At 60.3% G+C, this 12,943-nt stretch carries 9 protein-coding genes; 4 read left to right on the top strand and 5 right to left on the bottom strand.

Annotated elements, in window-relative coordinates; translation table 11 throughout:
- Positions 1-307 precede the first annotated feature (307 nt).
- Positions 308-2,068 carry a signal peptide peptidase SppA gene (gene sppA, locus MWH26_RS03830; RefSeq protein WP_247976113.1) on the top strand — a complete coding sequence of 587 codons (1,761 nt, stop codon included), beginning with the start codon at positions 308-310 and terminating at the stop codon, positions 2,066-2,068.
- A gap of 347 nt (positions 2,069-2,415) precedes the next feature.
- On the top strand, positions 2,416-3,234 hold the full coding sequence (locus tag MWH26_RS03835) for a purine-nucleoside phosphorylase (RefSeq protein ID WP_247976114.1): 819 nt from the start codon (positions 2,416-2,418) through the stop codon (positions 3,232-3,234).
- A gap of 191 nt (positions 3,235-3,425) precedes the next feature.
- On the opposite strand, the gene MWH26_RS03840 is transcribed toward MWH26_RS03835, so the two are convergent.
- The 4 genes from MWH26_RS03840 to MWH26_RS03855 all read right to left on the bottom strand — a co-directional run bounded on the left by MWH26_RS03840 (position 3,426) and on the right by MWH26_RS03855 (position 7,858).
- Entirely contained in the window at positions 3,426-4,268 is an 843-nt protein-coding gene (locus MWH26_RS03840; RefSeq protein ID WP_247976115.1) for a DUF4249 domain-containing protein, read from the bottom strand.
- A 22-nt stretch (positions 4,269-4,290) separates the two neighbouring features.
- Positions 4,291-6,636: a TonB-dependent receptor gene (locus MWH26_RS03845; RefSeq protein WP_247976116.1), complete on the bottom strand. Its 2,346-nt coding sequence runs from the start codon at positions 6,634-6,636 to the stop codon at positions 4,291-4,293.
- Positions 6,637-6,724: 88 nt separating this feature from the next.
- Positions 6,725-7,039 carry a thioredoxin gene (trxA, locus tag MWH26_RS03850; RefSeq protein ID WP_247976117.1) on the bottom strand — a complete coding sequence of 105 codons (315 nt, stop codon included), beginning with the start codon at positions 7,037-7,039 and terminating at the stop codon, positions 6,725-6,727.
- 153 nt (positions 7,040-7,192) lie between these two features.
- Positions 7,193-7,858, bottom strand: a complete 666-nt coding sequence (locus MWH26_RS03855) for a hypothetical protein (protein ID WP_247976118.1) — start codon at positions 7,856-7,858, stop codon at positions 7,193-7,195.
- On the opposite strand from MWH26_RS03855, the gene MWH26_RS03860 reads away from it, so the two are divergent.
- Both MWH26_RS03860 and MWH26_RS03865 read left to right on the top strand, forming a co-directional pair.
- The gene (locus MWH26_RS03860; protein WP_247976119.1) at positions 7,857-8,174 is read left to right on the top strand and encodes an HNH endonuclease; all 318 of its coding nucleotides are present in this window, start codon (positions 7,857-7,859) and stop codon (positions 8,172-8,174) included. The two genes, MWH26_RS03855 and MWH26_RS03860, sit on opposite strands and share 2 nt — an antisense overlap.
- A gap of 60 nt (positions 8,175-8,234) precedes the next feature.
- Complete coding sequence (locus MWH26_RS03865) at positions 8,235-9,341, top strand: DUF6687 family protein (protein ID WP_247976120.1); 1,107 nt, start codon at positions 8,235-8,237, stop codon at positions 9,339-9,341.
- A 66-nt stretch (positions 9,342-9,407) separates the two neighbouring features.
- Here MWH26_RS03865 and MWH26_RS03870 read toward each other — a convergent pair whose 3' ends face one another.
- The gene (locus MWH26_RS03870) at positions 9,408-12,842 is read right to left on the bottom strand and encodes an AAA family ATPase (RefSeq protein WP_247976121.1); all 3,435 of its coding nucleotides are present in this window, start codon (positions 12,840-12,842) and stop codon (positions 9,408-9,410) included.
- Positions 12,843-12,943: the final 101 nt, after the last annotated feature.

The following is a 12,943-nucleotide window of genomic DNA, read 5'->3' on the forward strand; positions in this document are numbered from 1 at the left end:
AATAGTGCTAGGGTAATTAGAAGAACGTCATGCCGAGCGCAGCGAAGCATCTCGCGTGCTGACGTTGTAGTGCTAACTCAACGAATCGGGCGAGATGCTTCGCTGCGCTCTGCATGACGTTCTTCTAATTACCCTAGCACCATTCCTTTTACCTGTCACCTCCCTACCTCATCACCATTCACTTCATCACCCCTTCACTACCACCCGTTCCCGCCCCAAAACAGCCGGTTGGTTGAATACCCGGGAGCGGGGAGGAAAAGCCGATACTTTTGTTTCCAGACCGAACTGACCATTCATTTTTCTGACGATGAGACAATTCTTCAAGTACGTGCTGGCTACCCTCACCGGCCTCGTGCTCTTTGCCCTGGTAGGGGTGGTGCTGCTGGTAGCCCTGATTGCCGCCGCCGCTTCTTCCGACAAAGAGGTAACTGTGGCCAGCAACTCCGTGCTGGAGCTCAAGCTCGATAAGCCCATTGGCGAGCGGGAGTTCAACAATCCGCTGTCGGGCTTTACTGGGGGGCAGAGCAGCTCCATCGGCCTCGACGAGCTGAAAGCCGCCATCCGGCGGGCGAAGGGCGACGAGGATATCAAGGGCATCTTCCTGAATCTGGAGCTGGTGCAGGGCGGCATGGCCTCCATGGAGGAAATCCGCAACGCCCTGCTCGACTTCAAGAAGTCGGGCAAGTTTGTGGTGTCGTACACCGATGCCCAGTCGGAGAAAAGCTACTACCTCGCTTCCGTAGCCGATAAAATCTACCTGAACCCGCAGGGCACCTTGGAGTTCAACGGCCTGAGCTCCGAGACGATGTACTACAAAAACCTGTTCGACAAGCTGGGCGTGCAGGCTCAGATTTTCCGGGTGGGTTCGTTCAAAAGCGCCGTGGAGCCCTACTTCCGTACCAGCATGTCGGATTCGGCCCGCTTGCAGACGTCTTCGTTCCTGAATTCCCTGAACAACTCCATGCTGGCCGAGGTAGCCGCCGCCCGCAAAATTGCGCCGGCCCGCCTCAAGGTTATCAGCGACTCCATGCTGGTGCACAACGCCGACGACGCCAAGCGCCTGAACCTAGTAACGGACCTGGGCTACTACGACCAGGCTACCGACTACATTAAAGGTAAAATTGGGGTAGAGAAAGACGAGAAGCTCAGCCTCATCGAACTATCGGACTACGAAAAGGCCGAGGACGACAAAGAGGGTAGCACCAGCGGTAACCGCATTGCAGTGGTGTATGCTGAGGGCGACATTGTAACGGGCAAGGGCGGCAACGAAAGCATCGGGAGCACCCGTTTTGCCGAAGCCATCCGCAAGGCCCGCCTCGACAAAAACGTGAAGGCCGTGGTGCTGCGCGTGAACTCGCCCGGCGGCTCTTCACTGGCTTCCGACATCATTTACCGCGAGGTGATGCTGACCAAGAAGGTGAAGCCCGTTATTGCCAGCATGTCGGACGTAGCGGCTTCGGGCGGCTACTTCATTGCCATGGGCTGCGACACGATTGTGGCCCACCCGACCACCATTACCGGCAGCATCGGCGTGTTTGGCGTGCTGCCCAACATTGAGCCCTTCCTGCGCGACAAAATTGGCGTGACGACGGACCGCGTAACCACGGGTAAGTTCTCCGACTTCCCCACCATCACGCGCGCCTTGACGCCGTTCGAGCAAAGCCAGTTCCAGGCCGAAATCAACCGCATCTACGCCGACTTCACCACCAAAGCCGCCCAGGGCCGCCGCATGCCGGTAGAACGCCTGCGCCGCCTGGCCTCGGGTCGGGTATGGTCGGGCACGGAAGCCAAGGCCCGCGGCCTAGTGGATGTACTCGGTTCCTTCGACGATGCCCTGCGCATTGCCGCCCGTCGCGCCAACCTCAAGGAGGGCGACTACCGCATTCAGAAGCTGCCCCGCCAGAAATCCTTCGCCGAAAACCTGTTCAGCTCGTTCTCGGAGGAAGCCAAACTGCGCATGGTGCGCGAGGAAATGGGCCCGATGTATCCCATGTACCAGCAGTACAAGAAGCTCTCGGAAATGAAGGGCGCCCAGATGCGCATGCCGTTCGAGGTGAACGTGCAGTAAATTTTAGTTGCTGGTTTTTAGCTGACAGCTGCTCGGTGTTAGTTCTGGTCGGCAACTGTTAATTGTCAGTTGACAGGTGTCGGCCACTTAAAGCTGATCTACCACAAGAACTGTCATTCTGAGCAGCGCGAAGGACCTTATCACGTAGGCACGAATCGTAACAACGAGGACCGTGCCGCGTGGTAAGGTCCTTCGCGTTGCTCAGGATGACAGACTTTTTATAAACCTTGCAGATAGTTGAAGCTTTTTAGCAACTGCAAACCACGTCTAACGCCTCTCCGCTAACAACCAGCAACTGCCAGCTAACACTGCCAACCACCGACTAAAACCTGACAACCAATCACCTCATGCACCAACTTCACGAAGCCACCGCCTACCTCCGCCAGACCCTGCAAGATTTTCAGCCCGAAGCGGGTATCATCCTCGGAACGGGGCTGGGCGCTTTGGTGAAAGACGTGGATGTGCAGCACCGCTTCAGCTACGCCGATATTCCACACTTTCCGGTTTCGACGGTGGAAAGCCACGCCGGTGAGCTGTTGGCCGGCACGCTGGCCGGTAAGCGGGTGCTGGTGATGCGCGGGCGGTTTCACTACTACGAGGGCTACACCATGGAGCAGGTAGTATTTCCGGTGCGCGTGATGAAGCTGCTCGGCATCCGGCGCCTGTTCGTGAGCAACGCCAGCGGCGGCCTCAACCCCGACTACGACTACTCCGACCTGATGCTGCTCTCGGACCACATCAACCTGCAGCCAACCAACCCGCTTATCGGTAAAAACCTCGACGAGCTAGGCCCCCGCTTCCCCGATATGATGGAGCCCTACGACTTGGGCTTGTTGCAGCTGGCGGAGGAAGCCGCCCAGGAGCTAGGCCTAGAGAAGTACTTGCGCCGCGGGGTGTACGCCTCTTTGCCCGGCCCCATGCTCGAAACCCCCGCTGAATACCGCTACCTGCGCACCATTGGGGCCGACGCCGTGGGCATGAGTACGGTGCCCGAGGTACTAGCCGCTGTGCACATGGGCCTACCCGTGCTAGCCGTGTCCGTCATTACGGACCTGTGCGCGCCGGGCAAGCTCAAGAAGGTTGACATTGCTGACATCCTGCGCACGGCTGCCGTAGCCGAGCCCCGCCTCACGGCCTTGCTACGCCGGGTACTGGAGAAGTTGTAGTAAAACACGCTGACTAATACAAAAAAGGGCCGTTGCCAATGTGGCAACGGCCCTTTTTTGTATTAATCGGTCTGGGGCATCTTGTGGGGGTAGAACTGGGGCCAGCCTTTTGCATTCGGGCTGCTATATACTGCTGTTTCGGTGCCCGCCAGGACACTAGGGGGTGCTGGAAGCTGCTTTGAAACGATGCCTTACCGGATGATAATCTGCTTCCGGTCGTAGCTCAGCACCGTGAAAACGCCCACGCCGCCTTCCACCGTGCTCTTGATGGCTGAAGGCTGCGAGAACGGGTTGCCGTTAGCATTGCGCGCATCACCTACTGACTGCCGGAACAGGTAGTAAGGCCGATCCAGATGGTATAGGGTCACCAGGAGGGTATCGTTCGGGTCGAAGCGGTAGCTGCTCCCGAGGGTAAACCGGGTGCCGTCGTTGAGCCGGTCCTCTACATCATAATCCAGCTCCGCATCCGTGGAAATACTGTCGCGGTGAACTTGCAGGCGGTAGTAGTCGCCTACGCCCACTGGGTCCTGGAAGATGGTGAGCAGGTAAGCTTCACGCTGCCCGGGGGGCAGGTCGTTGAACTTGTATTCCAGAGAGTCGATGGGGACGCGGCCGGGTGTAGTGGCGGTGCCCGTTACGCGGCGGCCCTTGGTGTCTGTGACTTCCAGCCGAAACGTGTCGCCGGGGCGAGCTACCAGTTTGCGCAGGCTGCTGTGCGTGTAGAACTTACCAGTTACTGAGTTGCGCCCCGGAAAAAAACGCAGGGTTTCTACCTGTCCATTGGGTCGGGTAAGCCGAACGGTTACATCGGTGGGCACCACGGGGTCGGGGGCCGAAAGGTAGGGCACTGTTTCCGTGACCGTAAGCTGCGGCGCTTGCCCGTCTTCGAGGTAGCATTCTACCACCAGCTGCGCGGGCAGGGCCGGCAAGTCCACATCAATATTCTGCTCTAAGTTGCAGCTTGCAAGGCCAGGCAAGGTCAGGAGCAACGCCAACGGCCGGGCCAGCAGACGTTTCTTCAGGAAAAAAAACATAGAAATTGGCTGCACGTCGCGCTTAGAATTTGAAGTTGTAGGTCACGGCCGGAATCACGGGGAACAGGGAAACCTGCCGGGCCCGGTAGCTGGTAACGGGGCCGTCTTCGCCATCGCGCACTTGGTCGAAATACACGAAGTAAGGGTTGCGGCGGTTGTAGGCGTTGTAGGCGCTAAACGTCAGGTCCGACTCCGGGAACCAGCGGTTGGGCTTTAGCTTCCACACCAGTCCCAGGTCGAGGCGGTTGTAGGGCGCCAGGCGGTAGGAGTTGCGGTCTGGGTAAATGGGCACGGCCGATAAATCGTCGCCGAACACTTCCTGCACCGCAAACCGGCCCGCGGGTAGGGTAGTGGCGTTGCCGGTGGTGTACACGAAAGAGCCGGTCAGGTTCAGGCGCTCTGTGAGCTGATGCAGCACTACCACCGTCAGGTTATGGCGCCGGTCGTAGTTGGGGTAGAAGGTGCGGCCGCCGTTGATGCCGCTGGTGCCGCGCTGGGGCGGAAACTTCCGCTTGCTCCAAGCCAGGGTATAGCCAATCCAGCCGGTGGTGCGGCCGGTTTTCTTTTCTAGGTACAGTTCCGTGCCATAGGCCCAACCCTTGCCAAACAGGAACTCCGTGTCCAAATCGGGGTTCACGAACAGCTGCGCGCCATCCTTAAAATCGACTTGGTTCTGAGCCCACTTGTAGTACAGCTCGTTGCTAAGCAGATACTTACCGTCGCCGAGTAGAAAGCTTACGCCCGTGGCTACCTGCTGGGAGCGTTGGGGCTTCACCGACAGCCGCGACGGGTACCAAATGTCGGTGGGCAGCGTGGCCCCGGAGTTCGTGACCAGGTGTACGTACTGGTACATCAGGGCATAGCTGGCTTTCAGGGAGGTTTTGGGGCTGAGCGAGTAGCGCGCCGCGCCCCGGGGCTCCAGGCCGCCGTAGGCATTGGAGCCGCTTTGGAAGCCGGTGAGTCGCAGGCCGTATTCCAGTTGCCACTTTTCGGAGGGCTTGAAGTTATCGGAGGCGTACACTGCGCCCTCTAGGCCCTTGTAGCCTACGTCGGAGCCGATATTCAGGCGACCATCGGAGGAGCCCGCCTGCAGGCGGCCTACCCCGAAGCGGTGGGTGGTACCCTGCACCCCAAACTTGAGGGCGTGCTTTTCATTGGGCGCAAAATCCAGGTCGGAGCGTAGGGAATAGTCGCGGATGGTGGAGCCCAGGTTGAAGCTAAACTGGTCGAGCCGGTTGGTAACGTTGTACTGGTAGTCGGTGAGGGAAGCGGTGGTGTTGAGGTACAGCCGCTTGTTGAACACGTGGTTCCAGCGCGCCGCCGCCAGGGAGTTTCCCCAGGTAAAGCTGAAGTTGAAACCGCCTTGGGAAGCAAAGCCGAAGGCGTCGCGGCCGTAGTAGCCACTCAGAAATACTTGGTCTTTAGGGCCGAGCGTGTAGTTAGCCTTGGCGTTGAAATCGTAGAAGTAGTAATCCGGGATAGGGTTGTAGTTGGCGTCGCCTTCGTTAAGGTTGTTGATCTGACGCGTAAACACATCGAAATACGTGCGCCGCCCCGACAGGATAAACGAGCCCTTGTTTTTAACAATGGGGCCCTCCAAAGTGAGGCGCGAAGAAATCAGGCCGATTCCGCCGCTTACGCCCAGCTTCTGGCGGTTGCCTTCGCGCAGCTTCACATCTACCACCGAGGAAAGCCTACCCCCGTACTGGGCCGGAAAGCCACCTTTGTACAAATCCACCGACTGCACGGCATCGGGGTTAAACACGGAAAACAGCCCGAACAAGTGGCTGGGGTTGTACACCAGCGCATCGTCGAGGAGCACTAGGTTCTGGTCGGCCGAGCCCCCGCGCACGAACAGGCCCGAGGTGCCCTCGCCACCGTTTTGCACGCCGGGCTTGAGCTGCAAGGTTTTGAGAATGTCGACCTCCCCGAACAAGGCGGGTAGCAACTTGGCCTCGCGGGCGGTGAGGCGCTCCACGCTCATCTGGGGAGTTTGCAGCTTCTGCTCCAGCGTGCCCGAACCTTCAATGACTACCTCGCCCAGCTGGTTGCCAGCCTCCACCAGTTGAAACAACAGCCGCTGGTTGCGAGTCAAATTCAGGTCCCGGGTCTGCGATTCGTACCCAATAAACGAGACCACCACCTGGTAGCGGCCGGCCGGCAAATTCAGCGAGTAGGTGCCATCCTCGGCGGTGGTAGCGCCCAGCCCCAGGGCCGGCACCGTAACGGCGGCGCCGGGTAGGGCCTCGGCGTTGTTGGCGGCGCGCACCACGCCCGTGAGCGTGTAGCGCACCTGGGCCCGCACCTGCGGGGACAAGAGCGCACTAAGGCTAATGAGAAGACTTAAAACCGTAAGGCGTAATGCCATGTGAGCAAACTATAGATGAACGTCCAAAAGTACGGACACTCACCCAACGCCCACAGGGGGCGAGAAGTTTACGCTACTTCCCGTGGAGCTAGGCTCCGCTTGTAACCCCTTGCACTACCTGCCCCAACTGGGCCGCCGACACCACGCCCGCCTGCCGCCACACCGGCTGGCCTTTGTGGAAGAGAATCAGGGTAGGAATACTTTGCACCCGAAACTGCTGGGCCACGGCCTGGTTACGGTCCACGTCAATTTTAATGACTTTGACCTTGCCCTGATGCTGAGCCGCTACCTGCTCCAGAATGGGGGCCATGGTTTTGCAAGGGCCACACCAGTCGGCGTAAAAATCGACGAGCACCGGCATGCCGGGGCTGTTAATGAGTTCGGAAAAAGACTTTTTAGGCATGAGTATTCGGTGCTTAGGCTAGGCTGGCCCCGCGCCAGCCCCCAAGCTTGTACGCGCAACTCTGCCGGAGGTAGCAGCCGAAGCGGCGAACAAAAAAGCCCGGCGCTGCAACGCCGGGCTTTCGCTTGTACTGAGTGGGTGAAAAGGAGGAGGTTAGTTCTTGCCTAGCAAGGTAACATCATTTGCGACTTCAGAAAAGCTGAAGCGCCCTCCCACCACTTTTTTTCCGGCCACCTGGCATTCCCAAGTGTAGCGGCCGGGCTTGGCGCGGGCGGCCTCCCCGGTATCGGTTTTAAAGTAATCGGCCTCCGAGGCTTCCGAAGGGAAAATAACATCAATGCCGTTTTGGCCCTTGGCAATTTGCTTGGCCAGTACGTACTCTTTGCCCGTTTCTTGGTTGATAACCACAAATTTAGCCGTGTAGGCTCCCAGTTGGCCGAACTTGTCCATTACGCCCAGCTTCACATAAGCATCCGTAGAAACCAGCCAAGTTTGCGCCCGCGAGGTGGTGGGAGCGAAAACAACCAGTGCCAGTAGCAAACCTGCTACCCGCACTATCCGAGACAAAGAAAAAGCAGGAGTAGAAACGCGCATACAAGAGCGGTGAAGAAGTGAAAAATAAGTAGTGCCAAAAAAGAAGAGTGAATCAACCCAAGAACCTGCGCCACTGAAACGCATACAGCTGAGGTGCAACCAAATATAGTTCTTATTTGAAAACGTAAACAAAATTTTGGCCTTTATTTTATCAACATAGCAAGATGGGACCAAAACCGCCAGCCAAGTGTTCTGAAGCAGATTAGAGCCCAGAAGTAACACCATGCGCAGAAGAAAGCAGGAATGGACGCCGCCGGAGGCCTTAACCAACGAAACCCGCTGTGGCTTATGCGAGCGGGAAGTGCAGCATACCTCTCGCCACCATTTGGTACCCCGCGAAGAAGGCGGCCGCTACGGTCCAACCGTGGAGTTGTGCCAGCCCTGCCATAGTACCATTCATTTGCTGCTCTCCAACCGCGAGCTGGCCCGGCATTACAACAGTGTGGAGCGCCTGCGCCAGGCGGAGGAGCTGCAGAAATACTTGCACTGGGTGCGGCGCAACCGGGTAGAGCGCATCAGCAACCGGCGGGCGCGGCGGTAGGAGCCGGTAGTAGGCCCGTCGGCGAGTACCTTTGCCTGGCCAGCTCTACCTTCTCAGCGCATGACTCCCAAGCACTTTGTTCCCTTTCAGCAACTCCGCCAGCAGCCCACCATTGCAGTGGATAGCACCGGGCTGGGCGCGGTTCTCACGCTAGCGCACTGGCGCGGAGCCACTACCCCCGAACTCTTGCGGGACGATACCAGCGCCGGGTCGGTGCTGCGTGCGTTGCGGGAGCCTACCACGTCCGGTCTGGAAGCGGCCGCCGTGACGGCCAATCACTTTGATATAGACGGATTTGTGGGCGTGTGGGCGCTGCTGAATCCGGCACTGGCTTTGCGCCACGAGCCGTTGCTACGACAGGTGGCCACCCTCGGCGACTTCCGGGAAATCAACTGGGCCAATCCGCTGGCCGACCATGCCCTGCAGCTGGTATGCTGGCTGAATGCCGAGGAAAAAAACCGTTTCTACGAGCCCTTTGGAGCCCCGGCCCGGCGCCGCCGGGAAGACGAAGCTTCGGCGGAGAAGTTTGCCTGGTTTCTGCCGCGCTTTGCGGCCGTGCTGGAAAACCCGGCTGTAGGGCAGGCCGCCTGGGAGCCGGAATATGGCCGCGTAAAGCAGGCCGCGGCCATTATGCAAAGTCCTGCCACCACCATCCGACGCTACCCCGAAATTGGCCTGACGGTAGTGCGTACGCCGGAACCCGTGCCCTACTACGCCCTCTTTGGCCCCACAACTGGCACCGACATGGTGCTAAGCCTGTATGATGGGCAGCGCTACGAACTTGAGTATAAGTACACCACCTGGATTGACCTCGAAAGCCGCCCTACGCTGCCGCGCCTACCCCTGCAGGCGCTGGCAAACTGCCTGAACGAGCTGGAAATGGGGGCGCGTCGTTGGACCTTCGACGGCATCACCGACACGGGCCCCTTGCTGCGCCTGAGTGGCAAAGGTCTCACCAAAGCCCAGCGCTACGCTGACCCCGACCAGCGACCCATCTATTCATCTGCCATTCCACCCGCACAACTTGAGGAAGAAGTGGTAGCGTTTTTCCGCAGCCACTACGCGGGCGTTGAGCCCCGGCGCTATTGGAGTTGGGCCGATATTCGGGCGGTAGGCGAGGTAGAACAGCACCGTATTAGTTCGAGCGCCGGGAGGAAGCTGGGGTAACTATTTCAGTGGTTAACCCACATGCTTCCCGCGCTCGAAATCACACGGCATTATCAGGCACAGCTTCTACACTTCCTGCCCGAACCCGAGCACTTGCAGGGAGCTAACCCCGCCGGCCCCTTTGCGCACGCTGATCTGGGTAGTGACCCGCTCCTTCAGCGCCTCCACGTGCGAGATGATGCCGATGGTTTTGCCCGTACCCTGCAGCATTTCCAGGGCCGAAAGGGCTACGTCCAGCGTGTCTGGGTCAAGGGTACCGAAGCCCTCGTCGATGAAGAGCGTGTCAATCTGGGTGCGGCGGCCGGCCAGCTCCGAGAGGCCCAGGGCCAGGGCCAGGCTCACCAGAAAGCTTTCCCCGCCCGACAGCGAGTTCATGGACCGCACGGAGCTGGCCTGGTACTCATCCTGAATCAGCAAGTCGAGGTGCTGCTCCGGGTTGCGCAGGATGCGGTAACGGTCCGTAAAGCGGTGCAGGTGGCGGTTGGCCAGGTCTACGAGGCGAGCCAAGGTGAGGCCCTGGGCAAACTCACTGAATTTCTTGCCATCAGCGGAGCCGATAAGTTCCGTCAGCTGCCGCCAGCGCTGGGCTTCCTGCTGTTGCTTTTCCAGTTGGGCGGCCAGGGCAGCGTGGCGCTCCTGCCCGGCGCGGTGGCTGCCCAGGCGCTCCTGCCGCTGCCCCAGCTGCTGATTCAGAGAGGCGAGCTGGTGGTTGTTGGTAGTGATTTGCTGGTCAATGCTTTCCAGTGGGTCCGGGCTGAGGGCGCGGGCTTCTTCCTGTTCTAGCTGCTGGGTGGTTTCGGCTAGGGTTTGCGCCGCGAGGGCCGCTTCCTGCTCCTGGCGGCGTAGTTGGTTTTGCAGGGTGTGCAGCTCCGCATCGGGGAGCAATAATGCGGGCAGGGCGGCTGGGTCGGGCGCTAGGCCGGCAGTAATGAGGGCTGCCGTAAGGGTAGCGTGGCGTTGCTGGCGCGTTTGCGCCTGTTGCTCGGCATCCTGCTCGTGCTGGTGCAGGCGGGCGGTAGCCACCGTCAGGGCCGTATCGTGCTGCTGAAACTGCTGCTCAGCCTGCTGCCGGCGTTGATCAGTAGCGCGCACGGCTTCCTCTAGCTGCCGACGGACCTGGGCCACGTTAGGTTCTGGCAGGAGCTGGTGGCGCTGCTGCTGCTGCTGCTGAATGGCCTGGTGCTGCTCTACGAGGCCTTGCTTGCGGGTGCGGAGCCAAGTGTGCAGCTCCTCCTTTGCCGCCTCCGACTTCTCCGCTTCCACACTCACGCCGCTTAGCTCCTGTTTGGCCGTATTGAGCTGCTGTCGGTTCTGCTCAAACTCACCGATTCGCACTCGCGCCTGCTCCATTAGGGCGCGGCCGTTTTCTTCCGTAAAGGTCAGCCCGAAGCTCTGGGCCTGACTTTGAATCATGCTGCGGGCGGTGGGCACCCGGTCCTCGGCGTCGGCCAACTCCTTTTCCAGCTGCGTAACCGTCTGGGCGTACTCCTGCTGCTGGCGGGTGGCGGCTTCGTGCTGCGTTAGGGCCTGCTGAAGGCGCTGCTCGGCGGCTGCCCGCTGGTCGCGCAGCTGGCGCAGCTCCTGCACCAAGGCTTTGATTTCCTCAGCGGCAGCTTTTTCGGCCGTTTCGGGTAAGAGCTGGATGCTGTCCGGAGCGGTAGGCGCCGGCTCCGGGCCCGACTGCTCCAGCATGGTTACGTAGGTGTTCAGGCGATTGAAGCGGGTGCCCAGGGCCCGCACGCGCTGGCTCATATCTTCCTCCCGCTGCCGGTCGCGCTGAAACGTGTCTTCGCTTACTCCCAGCACGCCGGCCAGGTAGGGGTGCTCGGTGGCTCCACACACGGGGCAGGGCTGGCCGTTTTCCAGCAGTTGGCGGGTGTCGGTGTGGGAAAGGATGAGCTGCTGCATGTGCAGGCTGCGGCGCAAGTCGTCCCAGTGCTGCTGCTCCCGCTCTTGCTCCTGGTGCAGGCCACCTACGTGGTAGCGCAGGCGCAGCAGCCAGCCGTCGCGGGTAGTGCTGGCGGTGGTGTGCTGGGCAGTTAAGACAGCGAGTTGGTGGCGGGCCTCTTCGGCGGCGGCGTGGTGGGTAGCGGCGAAGGTAGCGGCTTGCTGCTGGCGTTGCCGGGCTTCGTGCAGGCGCTGGCGCAGCTGGCCCAACTCGGCTTTCAGGTGCTCCCAGTGCTGCAGGTTAGCCGATAGTTCGGGTAAGCCTTCGGCTAGTTCTCCGGCGGTGGCGTTCAGCGTCAGCCACTTATCTAAGTCGCGCACTTGCTCCCGGAGGATGCGGACCCGGCTGCCGGCTTGTTCGGCGGCGGCCTTCAGGCGCTTGCACTGCTCGTTTTTCTCCTCGTATTCAGCCTTGCCTTGGGTTAGTAGTCGGTGCGCCTCGGCTAGCTGGTGGTCGAGCAGCTCGGCCTCGCGCAGCTTGGGGTCCTGCTGCTCCCGCGTGGTACTCGCCTGCTCGTGGGCCTGGCAGGCGCTGGTGCGGGCCGTTTCGGCGGTGGCGCGGCGCTCCTGTAACTGAGGCAGCTGCCCGCGGAGCTGGTTTACTTCCCGGCCCAGGCGGCTCAGCTGCTCATCGGCCTGGCGCAAGAGGGCGTAATCGGTGGCGAAGGGCGCGGCCTGCTGGTGCAAGGCCAAACGCTGACGCAGCGGAGCCAGGGTTTCGGCCTGGGTTGTGAGTTGCTGCTGGCGCTGCTGGGTAGCGTGCAGTTTCTGGCGCAGCTCGCGCAGGCGCAAATGCCACTGCCGGGCCTCGCGCAGCTGTTCCTGGGTGGCGCTGGCAGCGTTTAACTGGGCTGTGAGCTGCTGAACTTCTGCCTCCAGAAACGCTACTTCCTCCGGGGAAAGCAACACCACGCCAGCCAAACCGGCTCGCAGTTGCTCCACCCGCTGGCTTTCCTGCTTGGCCTGCTCAAAAGCGGCCCGCGAGATGTCGGAGTATTTACGGGTGTCGGTAATCTTTTCCAGGAGCTGGGCCCGCTCGCCCGCCGGAGCCTTCAGGAAGCGGGTGAAGTCGCCCTGGGCCAACAGCACGGACCGCAGAAACTGCTTGTATTCCAGGCCACTGACGTCGGCAATGCGGCCCGGAACCTTCGATTTATAGGTTTCCAGAAAGGGCCAGGTTTCTTCCCCATTCTCGGCTATTTTTCGCTCGCTCAGCTCCATGCGCGGGTCTTGGAGCTTGCCCTCAGGGCGCTTGCGGGCGCGGTACTGCCCCCACTTCGAGCGGTATTGCTGGCCGTTTACTTCAAACTCTACCTCCGCCCAACTCTCGCCCGTACCGTGGCTCATTACGTGCTCGGGGCCGCTGGTTTCGTGGCGCGGTACCTGCCCGTACAGGGCCAGGGTAATGGCGTCAAGAATGGTGGTTTTGCCCGCGCCAGTGGGGCCGGTAATGGCAAACAAGCCCGCATCGGCCAGGGGCGTCTGGCTGAAATCAACGGTATGCTCCCCGCGCAGGGAGTTCAAATTGTAAAAGCGGACGCGGAGAATTTTCATGCGGGCAACGACAACTATAGAGCGACCAGGAAAGCCCAATTCAGACGAGAAAGGACTTCGTGAGCTTCTACAAAGGTAACCGTCGCCGGGCGCAATATATT

The sequence above is a fragment of the Hymenobacter sublimis genome, assembly GCF_023101345.1.
Taxonomy (GTDB): Bacteria; Bacteroidota; Bacteroidia; order Cytophagales; family Hymenobacteraceae; genus Hymenobacter; species Hymenobacter sublimis.